Source organism: Kitasatospora acidiphila (assembly GCF_006636205.1).
Taxonomy (GTDB): Bacteria; Actinomycetota; Actinomycetes; order Streptomycetales; family Streptomycetaceae; genus Kitasatospora; species Kitasatospora acidiphila.
This window is the reverse complement of the sequence record NZ_VIGB01000003.1, coordinates 1,253,784-1,275,553: the sequence shown is the minus strand read 5'-3', so window position 1 is coordinate 1,275,553 and position 21,770 is coordinate 1,253,784. Positions and strand designations below refer to the sequence as shown.

Genomic DNA, 21,770 nt, shown 5'->3' with positions numbered 1-21,770 from the left:
CACTTCTGGTCGTGGTGGCGCTATTCCTTGATAGGCAGGGGCGTCGGGGGTTAGTGGTCCTTGCCGAGCGTCCGCACTACGGCGATGAGTGCCACGGCAAGGGCGAGGATCAGGACCACGGCCGACTCTACCGGCCCGGGAAGGCCGGAGTTCTTGCCGTAGGTAATGGTGAGGACGATACCGACGATGAGGATCGCCGGCAGGGCGAGCGCACTCGCGTGGGAGATCAGCTTGTCGGCGCTGGTGCCGGGGACCGTCATCTTGGCTTCGGCTCCCGTCTTGTCGGCCTTGAACGAGGCTTCGGCGACGGCGAAGATGGTGGTTGCCGCGGCAGGGGTCGTGGTGTCGGTGTCTCCGACGGCGTCCAAGGCCCCCTGCGCCTGTGCGGGGATGTTGCTGCTGCTCTCCTGGTCCTGGCTGGACTGCTGAGTGGTCGTCATATGCCGTCTCCTTACGGAACGGCCGAGTCGGAGGAACGGCTCCCCCGAGATAGCTCGGCTTCGGCGCTCGGTCGGGATCGGGACGACCGGCTCCGAGGTCAAGCCCTTCGGTGAGTGCCCTTACGGCACGTCACCGCCGCAACTTGCGGCCGGGCTTAGGCCTGACGGACGCGCCTGATGGTTCCTGGTCTCGCAACGTGCATGCACGGTTGCCTCCTCGTGAGCGGTTCGAAGGATCGAGCGAGCGCAGTAGCCAGCTGCGCCAGCAGAACCATACTGCTCTGCGAGGACATGCGCACTCAAAGTGCACCGCAAGTGATGCATCGATGATGCTTCTCTGCTACCTTTTGTGGTGTCGATAGCTGTGCCAGAGTCTCGGAGGAGGTGACAAGATGACCGACGATCGACCCACCAGTGAGCGGTTCAGTCTGACCCTGATCCCGGTTGCCCAGCAGGCCCTCGCCAAGATCATGAAGGCGACTGGGCTGACCAGGGCGGACTCCATCAATCGAGCGGTCCAGGTCTACGGATTCATCGCTGAGGAGATGCATGGTGGCAAGGAGCTGCTACTGCGCGACAGTGCGGGAAACCTGGAGCGGGTCCACATCGTCTGACGCCTGAGGTCGCGGTCGCCAGCGGTCTTCTGGGCGACTTTGTACTGCTGGGGAGGGCCTTGATTGCGGCGCCGGACCCCAGCTTCGCCATATGGGAGCATCAGGGGCGGACGGAACCAGGAGACGGATGGTGCGCCCTCCGGTCCACTGCGCCTGCAGGACCGTCCCGTCGGTCGGACGATCGACTCATGACGAGTGGCGAAGAGGCTGAGACTCCCGAGTGGCCTGTGTCGTGCAGTGCGTGCGGCGCCGGGATCGGCGGACTCCCGAGCGGGGACCCGTGCCCTGACTGCGGCGAGACGGAGCGCACGTACCTCGTCACGGCCGGCGATACCGCCCGCGCCGAGGACTCGGCGCAGGCGTCCGTCACCTATGTGAAGGACCGCCCGTGGCAGGAATTATGGCGCGCGGTGCTCAAGGGCCTAGCGGACCTGGAGGACGTGGCGGCTCGCAGGATTGACCCGCCATCGGACTGGCGGACGCTCCCCACGGAGTTCTGCAAGGACGTCTGGCACCTCAAGGACTGGCTTCGGAACGACCCGGCCGTGCCACAGGTCGCACGAGACTCCGTCGACGGCTACGCAAAGACGCAGCCCGGCATCGCGCTGGCGCGCGACGTCGCCAACACCAGCAAGCATCTCAAGCGGAACCTGGGACAGCGCGAGGCCTACGCCACCGGAGGCACGGTCACCGAAGAGTCGGCATCGTTCCGGATCGAGTGGACGGACACGAAAAGCGGAGTCACGGGCACAGAGGACGCTCTGACGAAGGCGCGACAGGCTGTACAGGAGTGGCGCAGCTTCTTCGCAGACCACGGCCTAGACGAGACAGCCGCGTAGGCGCTCGGGCGCCGTCGGGGTACCTGGCAGCCAGGTGTCAGTGGTGCCGAGAGCCGGTTGGAGACTGCGGAGATGACCGTCAATCAGCTGGAGGCCAAGCCGGGGCAGAGTCCAGGACGAGGCCCCCGGCTCTGGGGTCAATATCCTCAGCAGTTCAGGTTGCCAGGTCGATGAGGCTCTCCGGGGGTCCTGTCCGACTTCCCTCGCGATTCCGCAGTGCGGAGGGTCGATTGGATGCCAGACTCCTGGTGGGCTTGAAGAAGGAGGGCAGATGGCGGGTCAGGAGCGGGAGTGGGCCGGCGAGGTCCAGCTGATGGTGCCGGTGGAGATCCATGTCCCCGACATGGATTGGGTCACCTTTGAGCAGTGGTTTCGCACGGTGCGGTGCCCGCGTTGCCAGAGTGCCACTGGTCTGACGCTACGAGCCAAGGATCGCAAGGCCTACCTGATCTGTCCCGAGGACGGTCTCGGCTTCAGCGATCCTGGGGTAAACGCAGCCAGCGTGCGGCAGACATATGCCATCTACCAGGCCGGGGTTCCTGCGGACCGGCCGCTCATCCCAGTCCATCGCGGTGATCCTGTCGTGGTGTCGATGCTGCCCCGCTTGGAGGAGGACCGGACACCACAACCCGCGAACGACGTGCAGAGCGAACTGCGGGATTGGAGCTGGGAATTCGGCATCACCTCACATGTCACCGATGCGCCCTTCATGGCGGCGATGACGTGGGCACGGCGCCTCGTGACCTGGGCTATCCCGCACGACGGCGAGACCTTCGAGCGAATCTACGGTAGCGACATCGCCAGCCCACCCCACGAAGCACACATGATTATGTTGGCACTGGGTCTTGCCTTGCACGACGCTGCCTTCGACGCCAAGCTCGGCGACGGCCTTGAGTACTTGAAGCTTGCTGACGCGATGGAATGTCTACGACCTGGTGACGACGCCGCAGGTGGGCGGCGTCGGCGGCTCCGGCAGACGCGGCCGTGCGGAACGCATACGGGGTCCGATAGACCGCTGGGTACCCTGCGACTGACCGATGCGGCCAGGCTGGAACAGTGTGACGACTCGGATTGGGAGCGTTGGTGTGACGGTGCCCAGCGGGTGCTTAACGAACACCTGCGAGCGATCCACGATTGGCGTATCGCTACCCAGGACGTATTGAGCACTCGACCGGGGGTGCTGTGGGAACGGAACAACTGTGTCGAGTTCGCAGACGACGACGCATCCTGGTATACGCCCAACTCGTGGCAGGACGAAGCGGTCGATGACGGTATTCCCAAGGTACAGCCATCGAGTGATCTTGCTGACGGAGTAGGCGCCGACAGTAGCGGCTGAGGCAGAGCGATCTCGGCCGGACCGACGAGGGTCGTCGAGTTCGCGCACGCCAGCACGGCACCCCCGTTGCCGTGCTGGAGCCCGGCGTGGGGGAGAGCACCATCGCCCGGTTCGGATGCTGATCAGGACGGATCCGCCGTTGCCCAGCCCTGCCTGGAGTCGGCGCCGTAGGCAGCTGGCGCGGCTTCGGCTCAACCGCCGGGCCTTGGGCGTTCGGTCGGGTTGGCTTCAGGACAGTTGAGGTCAGCGGCAGCGACTACCAAGTCGACGGCTTCCTCCAGCGAGGTGTCCGCAGTGATGATCTGCTCCACGGACCCGGGCAGGAGATCGTGCTCCTCGTACCAGGACGCCATGTCCTCGGCGGTGAACTCCGATGCCTGTGGCCGCATTGAGTGCCTGCGCACCGTTTCCTCGAACGGTACGTCGAGGTAGAAGCAGCAGGTGCGGCCGCGGTGCTCGGCCAGCAGCGCGGTGAGCATCTGACCGTAGTGGTTGGTCGCCAGGATGCCCTCGATGATCACGTGAAACCTGTGGTCCAAGGCGTAGCGCGCGACGGTGTCGATGAGGCCGATGTTGGCGCCGTGCGCGACATCGTGCTCCTGCAGGACGGTTCTACGCAGGTTGTCTTGGCCAACGATGGCGATTCCGCGTCCGTGGCAGCTCAATCTGCTGGGCGATCGTGCTCTTGCCGGCGCCGGAAGGGCCGCGCAGGACCACCAACTTGGTCGCCGCCGTTCCTGCTCTCACCATGCTTGCCTCCAGTGGTAGTGGGTGAATCGGCATGGGGACGGCGGCCTGGTGCGGCATGTTCTCGCAGTTCGGCGGGTTAGTGGTCGGTTCATCGGTAGTGCCAAGGGTTGCTGATGTCGATGAGATCGGTCTTGATGAACACGAAGCCGTGGTGATCGCTGGCTCCGGCGGGCTTGTCTTCTGATGACCCGGAAACCATGCTCTCGTTCGGACGTTTAATCCCGGCGATCAAGGTGCGGCGCCGCGTATGGTCATGAATCTCCCGATGGCGAAAGGAGGTTCATCGCACATGGGACTGTTCAAGGACACGCCGCCCAGCGAGCATCCGGACTTCACGCAGCTGCGGATCATGGTGGCGGGATCACCCTCGTGGTGGAAGCGGAACCGGCACAAGGTCCTCGCGATCGCAGGTCTGCTCGGGGGCTCTGGCTCGCCAGCCACCATGGCTCCGCCCCCAAGACATGCGTCCCAGCCAGCACCTCTGTCAGCGCCCACTGACCTTGTCGAGGTCGCGCAGGTCGCCCGCGCCCCGCCCACCGACGTGGACGCAGCCTGGCAACTGCCGGTCCGGTCGGCCTACGACCGGACCGGCATGCGTTCACCGCAGTTGGGCCGGCGGCAGGAGGTGTTCGGCGAGCAGCAGCGCGGTCAGGCTGCCGGCCTCGCGGATCCCGCCGGTGCGGGCCAGGCGGACGGCAGTTCGGCGAGCAGCAGCGCGGTCAGGCTGCCGGCCTCGCGGATCCCGCCGGTGCGGGCCAGGCGGACGGCCTCGGCGGCGGGAACGTAGCGAACCCTCATCCCAGTCTCGGCGACCTCCCGGGCGGGCTGGCCAGGGCTCAGGCCGGTTGCCAGCAAGAGGTGGCTGGTGGTGCGGGCCGCCCCGCGAAGCGGGTCGATCCGACCGAGTACCTCCAGGCGTTCGGCTCGCCAGCCGGTCTCCTCTTCCAGCTCGCGGTGCCCGGCCTGCTCCACGCCTTCACCTGGATCGACGGCACCACCGGGGAGGTGCAGCACCGGCTGGGCGGCTTGGAGATAGAAGTGGTCCTCCACCATCACGACTTCCCCGTTTGGGTTGATGGCGAGCACCCGGACGGTGTCGGCGACCTCGATGTACTCGTATGTCCCGTCCGTGCCGTCGGGGCGGCGGATGTGGTCCCGGCGGACCGTCAGGTGTGAGCCCTTGTGGACCACCTGGCTGTCCAGCGTCACCCATCCCCAGGTCGAGCTGCGGGCAAAGGCGTCGAGCACGGTCTCTGCCGCCTCAAGCAGCGGCCGGGCGTCGTCCAGCGCAGTGACGAGGTCTTCGAATGCCGGCCATTGCCGCTCACCGTCGCCCACTGCTGCCGCTCCCGTTGCGCCGCACCACTGTTCGAAGTCGGCCCGGAGTACCAGTCCGGGCAGGAGCGCCTGGCGGGCCTGGCCGATCACAGTGGCGACACCCCTGGGCGGGCCGCTATCGAGGACGGCGGCCAGCACAGCGTCTATCGTCTGCGCGTCGTGCAGCAGTTGCTTGGGAGCGTCGGCCGCCGCGGTCGGAGGCGCAAGCGGTGTGCGGGTGTTGAGCTGCACGCACGCGTCCCAGGCCAGCCGCCTCGTCTGACTTGTACCGTTCACCGTTTCTCCCGCCCGGGTGTCGGATGCTGTGTGGCACGGTACCGGTACCCCGCACCAGTAGTGCTCATCGGCCGTGTCGATCACGCGGCGCCGCCAAGGGGAAGCTCAGCCAGCAGACGCCAGGTGATCTCCCGCTCGTCGTGTTGCTGGGCGACCACCGCGACGCGGTGTGCGATGAAGGTGAGCGGATCGGTGTGGTGATCGGAGAGCCACGCCTTCAGTTCGGCTCGCTCTGCCAACTTGCCGGTGCTGTAGGCAATGGAGGCATGTGGATAGTGAACGGTGGGGATGAGAGGGAACCGGTTGCCGGTGACGCTGCTGATCTCCTCGGCGCAGGCTCGCCACAGCTGCCGTGTCGGTTCCCCGGGGGTGCAGGAGCACTCCAGCGCGACAGCACCCACGTTCGGCCGGTGCAAGGTCAGCGTGACCGGCTCTGCGTCGGCCAGGCGCGTGCCAAGCTGATCGACCAGTGCCTCGACCTCGCCCGGATGCCACTCGGCCATAGGGCCGGAGTGCAGCAGGGTGACGTGCAGCCACTCGGGGCCCACCGGCACGAGCGGATCGCGGTGGGTCAGGTCCCGGTAGTGCTCGAACAAGACGGCGCTGATCTCGGGCGGGGGGAGGATGTGAACGTGCAGGTCCTCCCGGCCGGCGGGCCAGCGGTGGCGGACGCGGTCGAAGAAGCTCTCCATCGTCGAATGTCCTTCCAGGGTGGGCTGGTTCAGGGGTGCGGGGTTGGGATGGGTGCCTTGGGGCTCGGGGGTACGGGTGCGCTTTGGCACTGCTCGGCGTGGAGCAAGTAGGCATCGCGGTAGCGGGTCGGGACGCCCATCAACTCGGTGTGCGTGCCTTCCTCGATTAGGGGGACAACGCGGGCTGACCGCGCCTGGCCCAGGCCTCGGTCTTCAGAGCGGAGGTGTCATGGCAGCCGTTCGGCGCGATGGTGCCGCTGGTGAGGAAGAACGTCAGGGCGTAGGTGAAGCGTTTGGTGCGGACGGCTTCGTCGAACTGGGCCGTGAACCGCTCGGCATCGGCACGGGTGAGGAGGCCGTGTTCGGCCGCGCTGTCCGCCCAAGTCCGCAGCCCCAGGCAGTTGTCGGCCTCCCCGGGGTCTCGTACGACGAGCGTGCGGGCCTCGGTGGTCACGTCGAGGACGCCAAGGCGGCTCAGGAGGCCGGCGTGTTGATGGGCGAGGGTGCCGTTGCGGAGCTGGACATCGGCCCGGAAGCGCAGGACACGGCGGGCCAGCGCCTGGTCGGTGATGTCGAGGACCTGGGTGTCGTAGTCGGGATCGGCGAGCGCGATCCGCCCACCGGGCCGGATCACCCGCAGCATCTCGACGAGAAGCTGCCCCGGGTTGGTGACGTGCTGCAGGACGCGGTCGGCCCAGGCCCCATCGAACGAGGCGTCCCGGAAGGGCAGGAGGTGGGCGTCGGCGACCGCGACGTTCGGTAGGCCTCGTGCGCGGGCCTGGCCGGCCATCGTGGTGGAGCAGTCGATGGCCGCAACGATGCTGCCGGACTCCTGGGCCATGGCCAGGGCAGCGGCGCCCGTCCCCGCGCCCACATCGAGGAACCGGGCCCCGGGGTGCGGGTGCAGAAGCTCGCGCAGTCGGACCTTGTAGGCCGCGTAGAACGGCTCGCAGCTCAGCGTGTCCAGGACCTGGACGAAGTCGCTCGGCCGGGGCTGATGGTCGACGGCGGTGAAGCTGTGGGCCACGGGTTGACGCATCCTCCGGTACTCCTTCGCGTGAGGGGGCATGCAGCCGAGATGAGGCGAACGGGGCGACCGTCAGATCGTCGTCAGCTCGCTCATGCGGCCAGGTCCGGGCCGGGCGCCGATGCGCGTGAAGTACTCGGTCCCGATGATCCGATCCCGCTCGGCGTCGGGCAGACGCGACAAGATGCCGGGCAGTGGCCGTTCCCGCTCGATCTGGCTGCGGTGGGCGCGGATCGCGGCCAACTTCGTCTCCAGCCACGGGCGGACGTCAACGACCGCGTCGACGAGCTCGTCCGGCACGCTGAGTACGGACTTGTCGACTCGGGTGAGCAGCGGACCCAGGTCCGCGACCGCCCCGTGGGGGTGGGTGGCCGCGTACATCGCCGCGGGCTGCCAGGGGGCGCCGGCCTCCGGGTAGAGGTGTTCGAGTCCGGCGGCGCCTGCGGCGAGCACGACCGCGCGGTGGGTCTGCCGGTGGTCCGGGTGCCCGGTCAGCCCGCCGTAGGCATCGTGGGTGAGCACGACCTCGGGCCGGAACGAGCGGATGTGCCGCACGATGTCCGCCACCACGTGGTCCAGAGGCACATCGCACAGCCGCGGGCCGGTGGAGGAGTCCGGGGCGCGGTGATCGGCGTACCCCAGCATCCGTGGCTCCCCGGCTCCCAGGATCCTGACGGCGTCGGCCAGTTCGGCCGCGCGATGGGTACCCGGGGCCCAGGTGGCGGTCACCACCGCGGTACGCGCTCCCGACGCGGCGTGCTGGGCAAGGACGCCGCCAGCGACGAGCGACTCGTCGTCCGGATGCCCGAACACGGCGAGCAGGCTGGGAAGTTGTGGCATGGCTACCTCCTTGAGCAGCAGGGTGTGTCGGCCGTTGGCAGGCCGGGCGCGCTGAAGCGGACGGGTCACAGGACGGGCGGGCGTCCGGCTGCGGTGAGGCGCCACGCGGTGCGCCAGCTCATCGGGTGCCGGTCCTGGTCATGGCGGCCGGCCCACCCTTCGCGAAAGCCCTGCCAGGACTCGCGGGCGCCGCCGCCGCGGACGGCCCGCACCGCGGTGGAGGCGGTCCAGACCAGCAGGTACGGGGTGATCAGCGGCGCGGGCAGGTTGCGGTAGGCCACCCACACGCGGTTGCGGGCGGAGAGCCGGTAGAACAGGGCATGCCGGGTCGGGCTGCTGAGAGGGTGGTGCATCCGGATCCCTGCCGCGTACCAGCCGGTGCACCCCCGGTCCCAGATCCGCCAGCTGAGGTCGAACCCTTCGTGATAGAGGAACAGGCCGCCGTTCCAGCCGCCGACCTGCTCGAAGACGGCGCGGCGGACGAGGACCACGCCCTCGGTCATGGACGTGATCGTGCCGGGGCGGCCGGGGTCGCCGACGCGCAGTCGGGGCACCCAGCGCCGTGGTGTGGTGGTGTCGTCCGGGCCGGTCAGGCGCGGTTGCACGTAGGCGGCTTCGGGGTGCTTCTCGGCCTCGGCGACGAGCTGGGCGAGGACGTCCGGATGAGGGAAGGAGGCGTCGTTGTCCAAGAAGAACAGGTAGTCAGCCGGCGGGTCGAGCTCGGCGAGGGCGCGGGCGCCTTCATTGCGGCCGCCCGGGATGCCGAGGTTCTCGGGCAGGACGACGGTGCGCGCGCCCGGCGGGACGACAACCGGGGTGCAGCCGTTGCCGACGACGCAGACCCGCACCTCTACGCCGCGCTGGGCGAGGAGCGTGGCCTGCGAGGCGTGCTCCTCCTCGGGGCGGTCGTTCATGGTCAGCAGGACGACGTCGACGATCGGATGCGGCACCTGGTTCTCCTTGCCTGCGGGGTTCGTGCCAGTGGGGCGCTGGTCGCCGGTCATCCGGCGGTCCGCGCGACGGGCTCGCCGGTTGTCGGGGGAGGGGAGAGTCAGGTCCGGGCCATGGGAACACCAGGCGGCTGAGCCGCTTGTCCAGGACGTGGCCGGGCGGGAGGTCGGCGTCCGGGGTCGTGGCGGGGTGGACGGTCAGCTGGGGGTAGCCGTGGCCGCGCACGTGCTGGTCCCAGAGACGGACGGCGGCGGCGAACTGTTCGGCCAAGGCCAGGGCCGGGCCGTGCTCGCCGAAGGCGTGGACCACGAACTCTGCCCGGCGCTCGGCAGGCGTCTCGCCGTCGCGCACCCAGACGTAGGTGAGGTAGGCCAGGCAGCCGTCGCCGAGCAGGGCGGCCGCGTTGTCGCTGCGGGCGAAGGCGGCAATCCCGGTGTCCTTGTCCCGGTCGCCGGCCAGGCGGCAGAAGCCGGGCAGCGTGGTGGCCAGGTACAGCTGCAGCGTCTCGAAGGTCTCCCCGCCGGCAACCGTCACGCCGGTGCGCACCTCGTGCCGCGAGCCACGCAGCGCCTCCTCGAGCCCTGCGATGTCGCCGGTCGGCCCGTCCTCGAAGCGCAGCCGCAGCTCACCGCCGGCCAGGTCGACGACCGGGGTGGTGCGGCCGTTCTGGCCGAGGTCGCGGACGAACCCGCAGTACGTCCAGCCCGTCGCGTGCAGCACGTCACCGCGGCGCTCAAAGGCGATCGCGCGGGTGTAGCCGTGAACCTCCAGCGGGACCACCATCCTTGCGCCTTCAGCCAGTTGCTGCCGCCAGGCGGGGACGATGTCCCAGACGTTGTGCGTGATCACGCATCCGTCGAACCCGCCGCGGGGCACGTGCCGCGCCGGTGCGCCGAGGGCTCCATCGCCCTGCAGGGCCAGGACGCGACCACTGCCGGCCTCCGCGGTGAACCGCCGGGTGCGGTGCACGACGTACGGGTCGATGTCGACGGTGACCACCTGTCCGCCCTCGCCGACGACGTGCGCGATCAACTCCGCGTTGTAGCCACCGGAACCGACCTCCAGCACAGCCGCGCCGGGCTCCAACCGGAGCTTCTCGATCATGTCGGCCTGCAGCCACGCCGCGGACACCGAGCTGGTCGCCCGCCCGCTCCCGTCCCAGCGGGTGACGATGGCCAGGTCGTCGTCGTAGGCGGTCGCGAGGTCCTTCTCCGGTGCGAACCGGTGGCGGGGCACCGTGCGCAGCGCGTCCTGGACTGCGGGGGAGGGCGCCCAGCCGGCCGCGATGACGGCGTCGGCCATCTGCCGGCGCAGTCGGACCGCCTTGGCGGGTTCCCCGGGCACGGGCGGCTGGGTGGCGGTCGGGTAGGCGTGGACGGCCGGCAGGTCCGGGATGACGCCGGGCCAGATCGCGTTCAGGGCCTGCGCGGCCGGGGCGAACACCTCGCCGAGGCAGGCCAGGGCGTGGAGGTCGTGCCACTCCCACCGGTCGAAGAGCCGCGCCTCCGGATTCGCCAGAGTCCCGGTCCAGGCGCTGACGCGGATGACGGCGGTCAGCCGGGGCACGCCGTGGCTGTCGTCGCTGAGCATGGTCACCGCGGTGGCGTCGGCGGTGCCGGCGGTCAGGCCGGTCTCCTCGGCGAGTTCCCGAACCGCCGCTTCCTCGAAGCTCTCCGAGCCGCTGGTCTTCCCGGCAGGCAGTTCCCACATGTTCCGGCGGGAGCGGCCCAGCAGGACCCGGCCGGCATCGTCGGTGACGACCACCACGGCTCCGGTCAGGGCGTGCCCGGTGGGCGGGTCCTTCTCGACGGCCCTGGTGTCGGAGTGACAGGGGCCGCGCAGGACGAGGACCGCCAGGTCGTCCGCCGCCCACCGCTCTGCCGTCTCCCACCCCGCGGTGAGCAGGCCGATCTCGTCCTCGTCGAGCGCGATGGCCCGCCTGGTGGCCGGGATCTGCTCGACCATGAGTGTGATCACCACGAGCGCGCCGCCGGGCCGCAGCCGCTCCCCGAGGGCGTGCAGGACCCGAGTCCGGTTGCCCAGAAACGGGTACATCAAGCGCAACGTGATGAGGTCATAGCCGTCTTCGCCCAGATACATCGGGTCATCGCGCTCGATGTCCAGCCGCAGCCACCGCACCCCTTCGACCCCGTCGTGCTCAGCCCGGGCCCGCTCCAACGCACTGGCGGCGAAGTCCACACCGTCCACCGCATAGCCGAGACCCACAAGGTGCGCAGCCAACTCCCCAGTGCCACAGCCGACATCGAGCGCCCGCCCACCGCCCTCCGGCGCGGGGACGTGCTCGGCAAGGAGCGCCCGCTCGCAATCGCCAAGCGGCCGAAACCCCCGGCCATCAGCGTAGTGCTGCTCCCAATCCTCAAGGACATACGCCACGTGCTGCTCCTGTGTTCGGTTGGTGGTGTGAGTGGTCACGGGCGGCTGGCGAGCAGGATGGTGAACTCGGCGTTCTCGGTGAGATCGCCGTTCACTGCGTGGCGTTCCAGCAGTTCGAGGGCCTGGGCTTGGAAGGCGGCCAACTGGTCGCCGAACAGCTGGTCGGCCGCGAAGGAGGTGCTGGCCAGGTAGCCGACCACCTGGTCCGGCGTCCACCGGCGCACCACTGGCAGGACGTGTTCCTCGATCCGGCAGAACGGCGAGTCGGCGAGGACCTCCTCGTAGCGGCGGCGTGGCTGGGTGTAGGTGCCTTCGGTGCCGGCGCGGCGCTCGGGGCCCAGGTAGGCCTGGATGAGCGCGCGCAGGGCATCCGTCCACGCGTTGCGGGCGGTCCACAGACTGCCGTCGCCCATGACCGCGACTACGGCGTTGGGGGCTGCGACCTCGTCGATCACGCTGAGGACCTGGTCCTGGGGCATCCAGTGGAACGCCCGGCAGCAGGTGACCAGGTGAGCCTGGTAGCCGGGGTAGGGAGCGGTGAACTCCTCGGCTGGGCAGGCGTGTACGCCCAGCGGTTTGTCGCGCATGAGCGGCCGCAGTGCCTTCTCGGCCTCGGCGATCATCTCCGGGTCGCGTTCGACGACATCGACCCGAGTGAACGCCTGGTGAAGGGCGGCGGGGACCTGCCCGGTGCCGGTGCCCAGGTCCAGCAGCACCGGGCGGGGCGTGCCGTGGACGGTGTCGGTCAGGAGTGCGACGGCATCCTCGGGCAGGCTGGGCCGGAACTCGCGGTAGGCGCGGGCAGCGCCGGGAAAGAGGGGCACCTTCGTGGCCTCCAAGTCCGTTCGGGTCGCTCGGTTCAGGCATGGTGGGAGAGGCAGTGCGTGGGCACCAGGCTCGGCATCATCCGCTGGCGGTGCGGATTGGGGCCTCATCAGCCTGTCCGGATCAGGTCGAGGACTTCGGCGGTGGCGCGTACGTCGGCGAAGGACCGGTAGAGGGTGCGCAGGGCGGCGTTGTGGACCTCGTCGCTGCCGGCGGCCGTGGCGTCGGCCACGACGACCACCCGCAGGCCAAGGGTGGAGGCGTCGCGTGCCGATCCGGCCACGCACACGTCGGTCACGACTCCGCACACCACCACGGTGTCGATGTCGCGCTCGGCCAGGAGGTCGGGCAGCGGGCAGAAGCCGGGGAAGAAGGCGCTGGAGGAGGCCTTCTCCACCAGCAGGTCGCGGCCTTGGTCGACGGTGAACTGCGGCCACAGGCGCCCGGCGAGCGGGCCGCTGCCGCCGGAGGTCCGGTACAGTTCCGCGATGCGGGGGCCGTAGAACTCCTCGCGGGCGGCTCTCGGTCCACCAGGTCCCGGTAGCACCCAGGCCACCAGGCCGCCGGCCTCCCGCAGGGCGCTGGCCAGGGTTTGGATCTGAGGGATTACCCCGCGCGCGTACGGTCCGTCGAAGAACGGCACCATGTCGATCACCGCCAGTGCGGTGCGGGCCGGGTCGAGCCGGGTGTAGGCGTGCCGGCGGCCCCGGTGTGCTTCCTGGCGGGCGTACTCGCGCTCTGGGATCGACCAGGCGTGCAGCAGGGCGGGGGCGTCGGCCGGTGGCGCGGTGCTCATGCGTGCCCCGGAGTGGGGATGGTGTTGGCGGCCATCAGGACCGACACGGCAGCCCCGGACAGCAGGAGTCGGCCGTCCATCGCGGCGGCGACGGCGTCTTGGAGCGGCCACCACTCCACGGTCATGCCGGTCTCGGTGCCGGTCAGTTCCTGCTCGCCGATCGTCAGGTTCCGGGCGATGAACATGTGCAGGCGTGCGGTCGGGTAGCCGGGGCCACATTGCTGTGGCCCCGGCCCCCTCAGAACCGTGCGTGCCACTCGTCGCGGCACACGGCTCAAGCGGGTCACTGGGACCTCCCAGGTCCGGACTTGTCGTGTCCACCAGCATGTAGCTGCTGGTGGCACTCGGTGTGTCTGAGTTCCAGGTTGCTGAGGTGATCGGAGCCACCGTTCACCCGCTGCACGACGTGGTGGACATTGAATGCCCGTGTGGCGCCGTCGAACCACGCCACCCAGTCGCGGAGGTTGTCCGGCTCGAAGCCGGCTCCCTCCATGAGGTCAAGACCGCAGCCTGGGCACAGTCCCTTCTGTCGTACTGCCAGCAACGTGATGCGCTTGCGCTCGGTCACTGGCAATCCGCGTCTGCGGGATCTGCGGGCCCAGAACTCCGCGTGTTCCGGGTCGTCCTTCGACACGTGCGCCGGGACTCCTCGGTGGTAGCGGATTGGGGTCCAGGCGAACTTCGCCAGATACATATGGCTGTTGCCAAATACCCATCTGTCGTTCCTGGTCGGGTGGTGTCGGCCCCAGTACCGGTCCTTCACCCACCTTCTCCCCTTCTTGCGGTGCCTCCTACGAGCCCACTCCCACAATCTCTCGAAGACATATCTGTCGAGATTGCTGAATGTCCTCGATGAGGACATTGGACTGTAGTAGCCACTCCATCCTCTGATGAATGGGCTTAGCTTGGAGATTAGAAACTCCTCGCTGCCACTCCCGCAGGATGTGATGATTTCCTTGATCCTCTTCCTGGCCTTCTTAACGGCGTCCGTGGACGGTACGATGAGCGTCGTCCCGTTGCCATACAGCTGGCATCGGGCCCCGAGGAAATCAAATCCTTCGGTTACCTCTACCACGCTGGTTTTCTGCTCGTTGATCCGCAGACCCCGAGCTTCCAGCCAGCTGCATAGCTTGAGCCGCGCTTCATGCGCTCCGAGTTCGTCGTGGCATAGCACCACGAAGTCGTCGGCGTACCTCACCAGAACGGGCGATTTCAGATGGGTCTTTAGCCCCTCCTTTGTCCGCCTGATACGGACTCCCGCCGCCGTCTCCATCCCGTTCAGCGCGATATTCAGGAGCAGTGGGCTAATCACCCCACCTTGTGGTGTGCCTTCGTCTGTAGAGATGAAGGCACCGTTCTCCATCACACCGGCCCTCAACCAGTCCCTGATCCGCTCTCGGGCCGGGAAGTGCCCGATTTCTCGCATCAAGTGGTTGTGGTCGATCCGGTCGAACGCGGCCTCCAGGTCCGCATCCAGAACCCACTGCCTGCTCTTCTTGTTCACCACATTGTGGATCATCAGCAGAGCATCGTGGCAGCTTCGTCCGGGGCGGAAACCATAGGAGCGGCCGTCGAACTTGGCCTCCCACTCCGGCTCCAGGGCGTTCTTCACCCTGGCCTGCTCTACCCGGTCCCTGATGGTCGGGATGCCGAGCGGCCTCGTCTTGCCGTTCGCCTTCGGGATGTACACCCGTCGTACCGGCTTGACCTTTGGAGCTCCGGGGACCGAGAGAGCATGGGCAAGCCTGCCCCGTCCCTCCGGTGTCAGAGCCCTGAAGTGGTCCACTCCGGCCGTACGTCGTCCTTTACTCTGCTGCGTCACCCGCCGCACACTTTGCAGCGTGTTGGAGTGCGACCGCAGCATGAGCTTCTGGAGGTTTCTGACCTTCGCCAGGTCTCCAGCCTGCGAAGCCTTGAAGATCCGGTGGCGGAGCCGTCTTACCTCGTTCTCCACCTTGGCCCAGTCCGTGCTGTGCCAGTTGGCGGCGAAGTCGGGGGTTCCGTTCCGGGAGGGGTCGCTATCCGGCAACTGACTGTCGTTCAACTCGCCCTCCTTGTCTAACTTGTGCCCTCGTTGGGGCGGTCCCCATCGTTTCTTCAAAGACCTACCTGGTTCGCGTGGGCATATCCGACGGGTTGGGCCGGAGGCTCGGAGCGCCTTCCATCCCGGCCGTTCCCCTGGGCTTTCGCCCTATCGGCTTGCTTCTCGAACCATCCTTTTCCCGCGCGGGCTTGCACCTTCGTTACCTCCGGCCTACCCCTGGCTTCGGGGACCGCTACGGGGTTTCCCTGTTCCCCTCTTGTGAGACTGCGGACGGGTCGGGTGCTGCCTCTGATCCGGGGCCGGGGTGATCCTCCGCCGGTGCTGCACTGCCCGACGTCCCGTCCTGCGTCGACTCCACCTTGCCAGGTGTGGTCGGCTGCCCATATCCGCGCCTTTTGCGTCCGCTGCACGGATGACCTTTTCGAATCTTTAGGTACGGCAGTTCACTTTCGTTCACCCTTTCGTCCTTCCTCTCGCCTGTGGACCTCTGAGCGGACCGAGGTCCCTTGGACTTTGCTGTCAGCTCAACACCCCAGCCTTACGGCCGAAGCGCTTGACAGTGAGGACCCGCTGGAATCACTAGCGGGGGGTTGGCGTCTCCGGTCCTTCCCACTCACGCAGAGGGGCTTTCAGGTCGCACGTGCACTTGGTCATCAGGGCGACCTGGCCGAGCTTGCTCCAGTCGGCGCCCGTGATGCCGGACTCCTCCTTGAGCTCGCGGCGGGCCGCGTCCAGCGGTTCCTCGCCCGGTTCGAGGACGCCACCGGGCGGGGTGACGATCTCGCCGTGGACGTAGGAGTGGTAGCGGACCATCGCGATCCGGCCCTGGTCGTCCAGGGCGACCGTCAGAGCGGCGTCGACGCGGGCCTGGTGGAACTCGAAGGCACTGTGCGTGCCGTCGGGTTGGGTGACGGTGTCGCGCTGGATCAGGTACGAGCCGGTGTCGAGCAGGGTGGTGCGGCCGTGCTGCTGCCAGGGCAGGGGCGCGACTGGTTGGCGGGCGATGGTGGGCTGGGTCACTGGTTCACTCCTTCGGACTGGTGGGCGGCTGCGAGTTGCGGCAGGTAGTGCGCCATGTATGGCGGGACCTTGAGACCGGGCAGCTCCGTAAGGGGGACCATGCGCACCGCGCGGCCCTCGTCGCCGAGCCGCAGCTCCGTCTCGGGGCCGTGCCAGACGGCGTGGAGGACGCGGGTGAGGGGGAGGCCGAGGTCGTGGTGCGGGTCGGGGAGGGCCCGAAGCCCGGTGATCTCGATCCCGGCCTCCTCGCGGACCTCGCGCACCGCGCTCTCCTCGGCGCTCTCGTCGCCCTCGCGCCAGCCGCCGATCGGAGTCCAGTAGCCGGGCCAGGCCATGCCGGGCAGGTCGTCGCGCAGGTGCATCAGCAGTCGGCCCGCAGGGTCGGTGACGAAGACCAGGACGCCCTCGAAGTCGTCGTCGGCCCGGGCAGGGCGTTCCAGGTAGAGCGGGCGTCCGGACCGGTGGGCGCGCAACACCTGCCGGAGCCACTGGTAGTGGGCAGGGGTCATGCGGGAGCGCCAGTCGTGGGTCGTCTCGAACCGGAACTCGGTGTGCTCGGCCGGATCGAGCCGGATCCGGGCCTGCTGTTCTGCAGTCAGCGTGCCGCCGTCGAACACGTAGCCGCACGTCGGCACCGGGAAGTAGGTGTCGGCCTGCGCATGGATCACGGCGACCAGGCGGCGCCGGAGCACCTGCGGGTTCTCCGCAGCAAGGTCGAGGCCCAGCTCTTCTTGGGCCTCGCGCAGCGCGGCGTCGAACGGCGTTTCGCCGTGCTCGACGTTGCCACCGGGGAAGTCCCAGGCGGCCGGGTCGACGGTCGAGCGCATCCCGATGACGCGGCCCTGCCGGTCGGTGACGAGGAGACAGCCGTAGGTGGTGGGGCGCGCGATGGTGGAGAGGTAGCCGCCGACGGGCCGCCAGTTGGGGAGTGAGAGGCGACGGGTCAGCCACTGGATGACCTCGCGCTGCCCGTCGCTGGTGTGCGGCAACTCGTCGGGTTCGGCCCACTGGTGGGCGTCGTGCTCTTCCGACAGGGTCACCGCGGTGCCATCTGCCACCGCGGTGGTGAACACGAACTGCCGCACCCGCCGACCGTTCTGGTTGGTGTAGTCCAGGCTGCGCGCGTATTCCAGCGGCAGGCCGGTAAGGCCGGTCTCCTCGGCCAACTCGCGTGCCGCGCCTGCCTCCACCGCCTCGTCGCCCTCGCGACCGCCCCCCGGGTACTCCCACAGGCCAGGCAGGACGTCGTGGGCGGCCCGGCAGATCAGCAGGACCCGCCCGGAGTGGTCGCGCACGATCACGCCGACGCCGATCCGCTCGATCCCCTCGCGCGCCGCCAACGCGGTCAGTACATCGAAGTCGATCACTGGGCCTGCTCCTGTTCCTGTCGGGCCGTCACGTCCCGCTGAGCGGGGATTCCGGTGCGGTCGTTCTGCAGGTCCCACAACTCGCGGAACCTGGAGCCCTCTTGCGCCACGAGCTGGTCGAACGTGCCCTGTTGGATGACCGGGCCGTCTTCGAGGACGACGATCCGGTCGGCGATGGCGACGTTGGTGAGCCGGTGGGTGACCAGGACGACTGCGCGGTCGCGTGCTACCTCGCGCAGGTTGGCGAAGATCTTGTGCTCGGCGCGCGGATCGAGCGCGGCCGTCGGCTCGTCGAGGACCAGCAGGCCGCCCTCGCGGTAGAACGCCCGCGCGATCGCGATCCGTTGCCACTGTCCGCCGCTGAGCTCCTCGCCGCCCATCCACTCGACGGCGAGCAAGGTGCCCAGTCCCCGCCGCAGCTTGGCGATGACCTCGTCCGCACCGGAGGCGGCGGCTGCCCGCAGTGCCGCTTCGTCACCGCCTGGTGCGGCGTGGCCGAGGGTGATGTTCTCCCGGGCGGTCAGCGGCCAGCGCGCGTAGCTCTGCGGTACGACGGCGACTTGGCGCCACAGCGCGTGCGGGTCCAGGTCGCGGGTGTCCTGGTCGTCCCACAGCACCGCTCCGCTGTCGGGCAGGTAGAGGCCGGCGATGGTCTTGGCAACGGTGGTCTTGCCGGATCCGTTCTCACCGACGAGTGCCAGGATCTCGCCGGTCTCCACGTGCAGGCTCACCCCGTTCAAGGCGGCCCGGTCCGAGGACGGATAGCTGTAGCTGACGTCCTTCAGCTCGATCCGCTCCGGCCGCTGGGCAATCGCCGGGCCGCGTTGGAGCGCGAAGCCGCCAGCCTTGTCGAGGAACGACGTCCAGTCGTCCAGGTACATGCCGGTGCGGAACAGGTCGGCGCCGTAGCCGACGATGCCCCGCAGGGCGGAGCCGACCGCGCCGAGGGCGATGACCGCGGCACCGCCGTGCGGCAGGCTCATCCTCCCGGTGCTGACCAGGTACAGCATGACGAGCCAGACCACCGCCGTGCCCAGGCCGGACACGGCCGCGCCGATCACCGACACGCGCGCACCCTGCAGCGCCGCACGCCGGGTGACGCCGTCCAGGCGGCGCCCGATCAGGTCGTACTTGTCGAGCAGGAACCGGCCCATGGTGTCGGAGCGCACCTGGTCGGCATTGTTCTTCTGGTGGATGTACCAGCGCAGGTTGAGCAGGATCCGCCGGTCGCCCGAGGCCAGGCGGTTGGCGAGGAACTGCACCCGGGCGGCGTACACCGAGGCGAAACCCTGCGGGAGCGCGGCGGCCACCAGCAGCGGCAGCAGCAACGGATGGAGCACGGTCAGCACACCGGCCGCCCCGACCAGCGAGCCCACCGAGGACAACAGGTTCTGCGCCTCGCCGATGATGTCGACGGCGACCTCCGCGCCCCGGTCCGCGGCCTCCAACTCGTCGGCGTACCCGGCGCGGTCGTAGGCGGTCAGCTCGGTCGCCACTGTGGCGCGCAGCACCGCGGCCGACGCCTCCCGGGAGATCCGGGGCGACAGGTGGACGGTGATGGCGTGGATGGCGATGCCCAGTAGCGAACGCAGGGCGGCCGCGGCGGCGATCACCGCGATCGACGGCGCGGCGTGGGTGAGCTTGTCACCCACCTTGCCGGGGCCGAAGACCGCCGCGATCGTTCCGGTGGTCGCGAACAGGCCGGCGGCGCCGAGGACGGCGGACAGGATCTGGCAGCCGAGGAGGACGGCAACCGACACCCGGTCGATCTGCCAGCCCAACCTGAAGGCTCTGACGACCAGTTGGGGAAGCCGCCGGGCCATCGCGCTGACGCTGATCGCCTCGATGGCCTCGATCCGGCGGCCATCGGCAAGCCACTGGAGCTCTTCGTCCGCGGTGTCGGTGAGCTGCTCGGTAGCCGTACTCAAGCGGTGCCTCCCATGTTCAGGTCACGATCACGAACAGCCGGCAGGCACCCTGGACCAACCGGCGAGACCCCCCAGGCCTGTGGGTTCAGCCGAAGCCCTGCACGGTCAGTTGGCGGCCGGCGGCGATGCCGGCCAGCGCGACACGGAGGTAGGGCACGGTCGGTTCCGGTAGCCCGGTGAGTGGCCACCACCTGAGCTCGGAGCACTTGTGGGACTCGCAGTTGGCCGGTTCACCCCGGTAGGTGTCGGTGGCGAAGAACAGTTGCAGCCGTACCACCCCGTCGTCAGGGTCGCGGTCGTGCAGTACGTGCACCAGCCGCAGCTCGTCCTCGGCGATGAGCAGCCCCAGCTCTTCCTCGGCCTCGCGGACCATTCCGGCGGCGACCGACTCACCGGCCTCCAGGTGCCCGGCCGGCAGGTGCCACCATCCGTCCGCGTAGCCGGTGTTGCGGCGCCTGCCCAGCAGGATCCGGTCTTCGCGGATGAGGACCAGGTGCACGCCGATGCCCGTCGGATGAGCCATGGCGGACGCCCCCTTTCCAGAGGTGAACATGAGCGGGATCACCACGGTGGCAGCCTGAGCCACGGCGCGGGGTCCACCAGGATCCTGGCAACCGGGCACCCCGCGTGGAGGCAGAACGCGTAGAGCGTCACCCGATCGTGCGAACGTCGGTTCGACGCTGGGCAACCTGGTCACGAGGGGACGGTGCCGCCGGCTGGCGCGTGGTCAGGTCGCAGGCACAGGAGCGGGACAAGCGTCGTGGGTGCGGTAGTCGTAGTCGGGATGGCGATGCAGGCCGGCCATGAACAGTTCCGCGTCCCAGACCGACACGGTCATGGCGTGGTCGGACCACTCCGGCAGCGGCACCACCTTGAACTCCTTCAGAGCCGGGAGCAGCGCCCGCGAGACGTATTGGCGGTCGATGCGCTGCGGTGGCCCCTGTCTGCGGTTGACGGCTGGGCGCATGCTGGCCGTCGGCGTGAGGGCGTCTGCCTGGCCGAGTTGGAGGGCGGCGTGCACGGCCGGATCGGCCAGACCGATTGCGGTCAGGATCCGGTCCGGCTCGGTGTCAGTGTGCGCGCCATCGCGGGTGCGGCGCTCCTGATGCCCGCGGTCCTCCAGATTCGGCCAGTCCGGGAAGGGGCCCTGCTCGTGGCCGGAGGCGCTGTAGGAGTTGAAGTCTCCGGCGGTCAGCACCGCGAGCTTGCGGCGCTGCCAGGTGGTCATGTTGCGGGCCTCGATCTGGCGGCGTTCCGGTGAGCGGGAGCTCAGGTGCACGGAGGCCAGTTGCAGCGGAACATCCACCCCGCCGTAGCGAACTGAGATCGCACAGGGGGCGTGCCACCAGTCTGTGCTCTGCGGCCACACGCCGGTCACCGAGAACGTGTCCTCTCGGACGAACAGCCCCGTCGGGTTGGGAGACTCCGGTGTAGCGGAGGCAAGGAATCCCCGCATGGAGAGCATGCGTTCGGCCTCGTGCAGCAGGCGGCCGCCCTGCTCATGGGTGTGCGTCATTTCCTGCCGGAACAGGGCATCGAGTGGGAGTCCAGACAGGAATTCGTGTGCGGCATACCACTTGTCGAAGTGTCCGCCACCACGTGGATGCGGCGTGAAGCCGTCATGCTCGAGATTCAAACTGCCGATGACGATCACGGCCATGGTGTAGACCTCCAGTAGGTGGGACGGGTCGACAGCTCGGCCGTTTCGGCCGATTGCTTTTCCGCTGCGGCAACAGCGTGTGGCTGTCAGCAGTCACGTATTGGCGGCGAATTGGGCGAGGTGGTCAGTCAGCGTGACGGCCGGAAGAGCTGGATTGAGATCGCTGAGGAGCAGAACCTCATAAACCAAGCCCAGGCCGACTGCGTGGGCGCGGTCCCGGGCACCGAGGTTGCTCAGCAGCTTGCTCGCGTACTCCCGCACCGTGCTCGTGGTGATCCCCAGCGCAGTGGCGGCGTCCTGGTCGTTGCCGCCAGTGGCGAAGATCGTCAGGACCTGGCGCTGGCGCGGGGTCAGGGGGATCGGGACCGAGACGTGGCGGACGATGACGTCCTGCGGAGAGACGATGCGGTGGATCAGTCCCAGCCCGATCAACTGGGCACGGGACTCGGCGCCCAGGGCAGCCTGAAGCTGGTTCAGGAGGTCGGTGATCTGGCTCTCAGAGGTGTAGAGAGCGCGGGCGATTCGGGCACGGGAGCGGCCGGCGGCCCGCAGCTTAAGCAGGGTGGCCTGCTCTGTGGTCAGCACGGGCACGGGCCGATGCGAATCGGGTGCGATGGTCACCTGGGGTCCTTG

General features: G+C 68.7%; 22 protein-coding genes. 4 read left to right on the top strand and 18 right to left on the bottom strand.

Translation table 11 applies throughout. The features are described from left to right. Positions 1–50: 50 nt before the first annotated feature. Complete coding sequence (locus E6W39_RS06525) at positions 51–440, bottom strand: hypothetical protein (RefSeq protein WP_141632709.1); 390 nt, start codon at positions 438–440, stop codon at positions 51–53. A gap of 392 nt (positions 441–832) precedes the next feature. Between E6W39_RS06525 and E6W39_RS06520 the strand changes: the two genes are divergently transcribed. The 3 genes from E6W39_RS06520 (at position 833) to E6W39_RS06510 (ending at position 3,229) form a co-directional block, all read left to right on the top strand. Then, complete coding sequence (locus E6W39_RS06520) at positions 833–1,054, top strand: M20 family metallopeptidase (RefSeq protein ID WP_141632708.1); 222 nt, start codon at positions 833–835, stop codon at positions 1,052–1,054. 188 nt (positions 1,055–1,242) lie between these two features. After that, entirely contained in the window at positions 1,243–1,893 is a 651-nt protein-coding gene (locus E6W39_RS06515) for a hypothetical protein (RefSeq protein WP_141632707.1), read from the top strand. 271 nt (positions 1,894–2,164) lie between these two features. Next, positions 2,165–3,229: a hypothetical protein gene (locus E6W39_RS06510; RefSeq protein WP_141632706.1), complete on the top strand. Its 1,065-nt coding sequence runs from the start codon at positions 2,165–2,167 to the stop codon at positions 3,227–3,229. 191 nt (positions 3,230–3,420) lie between these two features. Here the strand turns inward: E6W39_RS06510 and E6W39_RS06505 are convergent, their stop codons facing one another. Then, positions 3,421–3,894, bottom strand: a complete 474-nt coding sequence (locus E6W39_RS06505; protein ID WP_220140174.1) for a P-loop NTPase family protein — start codon at positions 3,892–3,894, stop codon at positions 3,421–3,423. Between the two features lie 140 nt (positions 3,895–4,034). On the opposite strand from E6W39_RS06505, the gene E6W39_RS42680 reads away from it, so the two are divergent. Beyond that, complete coding sequence (locus tag E6W39_RS42680) at positions 4,035–4,163, top strand: hypothetical protein (protein ID WP_267286675.1); 129 nt, start codon at positions 4,035–4,037, stop codon at positions 4,161–4,163. Between the two features lie 464 nt (positions 4,164–4,627). On the opposite strand, the gene E6W39_RS06500 is transcribed toward E6W39_RS42680, so the two are convergent. The 16 genes from E6W39_RS06500 to E6W39_RS06425 all read right to left on the bottom strand — a co-directional run bounded on the left by E6W39_RS06500 (position 4,628) and on the right by E6W39_RS06425 (position 21,758). Beyond that, a complete protein-coding gene (locus tag E6W39_RS06500) occupies positions 4,628–5,593 on the bottom strand; it encodes an NUDIX domain-containing protein (protein WP_141632705.1) in 966 nt (321 codons plus the stop codon). An 80-nt stretch (positions 5,594–5,673) separates the two neighbouring features. Continuing rightward, positions 5,674–6,285, bottom strand: a complete 612-nt coding sequence (locus tag E6W39_RS06495; protein WP_141632704.1) for a 2'-5' RNA ligase family protein — start codon at positions 6,283–6,285, stop codon at positions 5,674–5,676. A gap of 166 nt (positions 6,286–6,451) precedes the next feature. After that, on the bottom strand, positions 6,452–7,324 hold the full coding sequence (locus E6W39_RS06490; RefSeq protein ID WP_141632703.1) for a methyltransferase domain-containing protein: 873 nt from the start codon (positions 7,322–7,324) through the stop codon (positions 6,452–6,454). A 60-nt stretch (positions 7,325–7,384) separates the two neighbouring features. Next, positions 7,385–8,152 carry a PIG-L deacetylase family protein gene (locus tag E6W39_RS06485; protein WP_141632702.1) on the bottom strand — a complete coding sequence of 256 codons (768 nt, stop codon included), beginning with the start codon at positions 8,150–8,152 and terminating at the stop codon, positions 7,385–7,387. Between the two features lie 65 nt (positions 8,153–8,217). Further along, positions 8,218–9,000 (bottom strand): glycosyltransferase family 2 protein, encoded by a 783-nt coding sequence (locus E6W39_RS06480; RefSeq protein WP_228718616.1) that lies wholly within the window; start codon positions 8,998–9,000, stop codon positions 8,218–8,220. After that, the gene (gene fxlM / locus E6W39_RS06475; RefSeq protein ID WP_228718000.1) at positions 8,894–11,497 is read right to left on the bottom strand and encodes a methyltransferase, FxLD system; all 2,604 of its coding nucleotides are present in this window, start codon (positions 11,495–11,497) and stop codon (positions 8,894–8,896) included. The genes E6W39_RS06480 and fxlM overlap by 107 nt, the downstream gene beginning before the upstream one ends. A gap of 35 nt (positions 11,498–11,532) precedes the next feature. Next, complete coding sequence (locus E6W39_RS06470) at positions 11,533–12,321, bottom strand: class I SAM-dependent methyltransferase (protein WP_228717999.1); 789 nt, start codon at positions 12,319–12,321, stop codon at positions 11,533–11,535. 110 nt (positions 12,322–12,431) lie between these two features. Next, positions 12,432–13,118 (bottom strand): isochorismatase family protein, encoded by a 687-nt coding sequence (locus E6W39_RS06465; RefSeq protein WP_141632699.1) that lies wholly within the window; start codon positions 13,116–13,118, stop codon positions 12,432–12,434. Continuing rightward, positions 13,115–13,303 (bottom strand): NUDIX hydrolase, encoded by a 189-nt coding sequence (locus E6W39_RS06460; protein ID WP_141632698.1) that lies wholly within the window; start codon positions 13,301–13,303, stop codon positions 13,115–13,117. Before E6W39_RS06460 ends, E6W39_RS06465 begins: the two co-directional genes overlap by 4 nt. 98 nt (positions 13,304–13,401) lie before the next feature. Beyond that, entirely contained in the window at positions 13,402–15,162 is a 1,761-nt protein-coding gene (ltrA, locus tag E6W39_RS06455; protein WP_228717849.1) for a group II intron reverse transcriptase/maturase, read from the bottom strand. A 579-nt stretch (positions 15,163–15,741) separates the two neighbouring features. Then, positions 15,742–16,182, bottom strand: a complete 441-nt coding sequence (locus tag E6W39_RS06450) for an NUDIX domain-containing protein (RefSeq protein ID WP_141631662.1) — start codon at positions 16,180–16,182, stop codon at positions 15,742–15,744. After that, positions 16,179–17,549 (bottom strand): NUDIX hydrolase, encoded by a 1,371-nt coding sequence (locus E6W39_RS06445; RefSeq protein WP_181798988.1) that lies wholly within the window; start codon positions 17,547–17,549, stop codon positions 16,179–16,181. Before E6W39_RS06445 ends, E6W39_RS06450 begins: the two co-directional genes overlap by 4 nt. Then, positions 17,546–19,477 (bottom strand): ABC transporter ATP-binding protein, encoded by a 1,932-nt coding sequence (locus tag E6W39_RS06440; RefSeq protein WP_228717848.1) that lies wholly within the window; start codon positions 19,475–19,477, stop codon positions 17,546–17,548. Before E6W39_RS06440 ends, E6W39_RS06445 begins: the two co-directional genes overlap by 4 nt. 85 nt (positions 19,478–19,562) lie before the next feature. Then, positions 19,563–20,000 (bottom strand): NUDIX hydrolase, encoded by a 438-nt coding sequence (locus E6W39_RS06435; protein WP_141631660.1) that lies wholly within the window; start codon positions 19,998–20,000, stop codon positions 19,563–19,565. A 204-nt stretch (positions 20,001–20,204) separates the two neighbouring features. After that, positions 20,205–21,137, bottom strand: coding sequence for an endonuclease/exonuclease/phosphatase family protein (locus E6W39_RS06430; protein ID WP_141631659.1), 933 nt, complete (start codon positions 21,135–21,137; stop codon positions 20,205–20,207). 93 nt (positions 21,138–21,230) lie between these two features. After that, a complete protein-coding gene (locus E6W39_RS06425; protein ID WP_141631658.1) occupies positions 21,231–21,758 on the bottom strand; it encodes a helix-turn-helix transcriptional regulator in 528 nt (175 codons plus the stop codon). Positions 21,759–21,770 lie beyond the last annotated feature (12 nt).

Coding starts and splice junctions, on each gene's coding strand:
- E6W39_RS06515 (WP_141632707.1), top strand. CDS start 1,243: ATGACGAGTGGCGAAGAGGCTGAGACTCCCGAGTGGCCTGTGTCGTGC.
- E6W39_RS06465 (WP_141632699.1), bottom strand. CDS start 13,118: ATGAGCACCGCGCCACCGGCCGACGCCCCCGCCCTGCTGCACGCCTGG.
- E6W39_RS06510 (WP_141632706.1), top strand. CDS start 2,165: ATGGCGGGTCAGGAGCGGGAGTGGGCCGGCGAGGTCCAGCTGATGGTG.
- E6W39_RS06430 (WP_141631659.1), bottom strand. CDS start 21,137: ATGGCCGTGATCGTCATCGGCAGTTTGAATCTCGAGCATGACGGCTTC.
- E6W39_RS42680 (WP_267286675.1), top strand. CDS start 4,035: ATGTTCTCGCAGTTCGGCGGGTTAGTGGTCGGTTCATCGGTAGTGCCA.
- E6W39_RS06495 (WP_141632704.1), bottom strand. CDS start 6,285: ATGGAGAGCTTCTTCGACCGCGTCCGCCACCGCTGGCCCGCCGGCCGG.
- E6W39_RS06485 (WP_141632702.1), bottom strand. CDS start 8,152: ATGCCACAACTTCCCAGCCTGCTCGCCGTGTTCGGGCATCCGGACGAC.
- E6W39_RS06460 (WP_141632698.1), bottom strand. CDS start 13,303: ATGTTCATCGCCCGGAACCTGACGATCGGCGAGCAGGAACTGACCGGC.
- E6W39_RS06490 (WP_141632703.1), bottom strand. CDS start 7,324: ATGCGTCAACCCGTGGCCCACAGCTTCACCGCCGTCGACCATCAGCCC.
- E6W39_RS06520 (WP_141632708.1), top strand. CDS start 833: ATGACCGACGATCGACCCACCAGTGAGCGGTTCAGTCTGACCCTGATC.
- E6W39_RS06525 (WP_141632709.1), bottom strand. CDS start 440: ATGACGACCACTCAGCAGTCCAGCCAGGACCAGGAGAGCAGCAGCAAC.
- E6W39_RS06435 (WP_141631660.1), bottom strand. CDS start 20,000: ATGGCTCATCCGACGGGCATCGGCGTGCACCTGGTCCTCATCCGCGAA.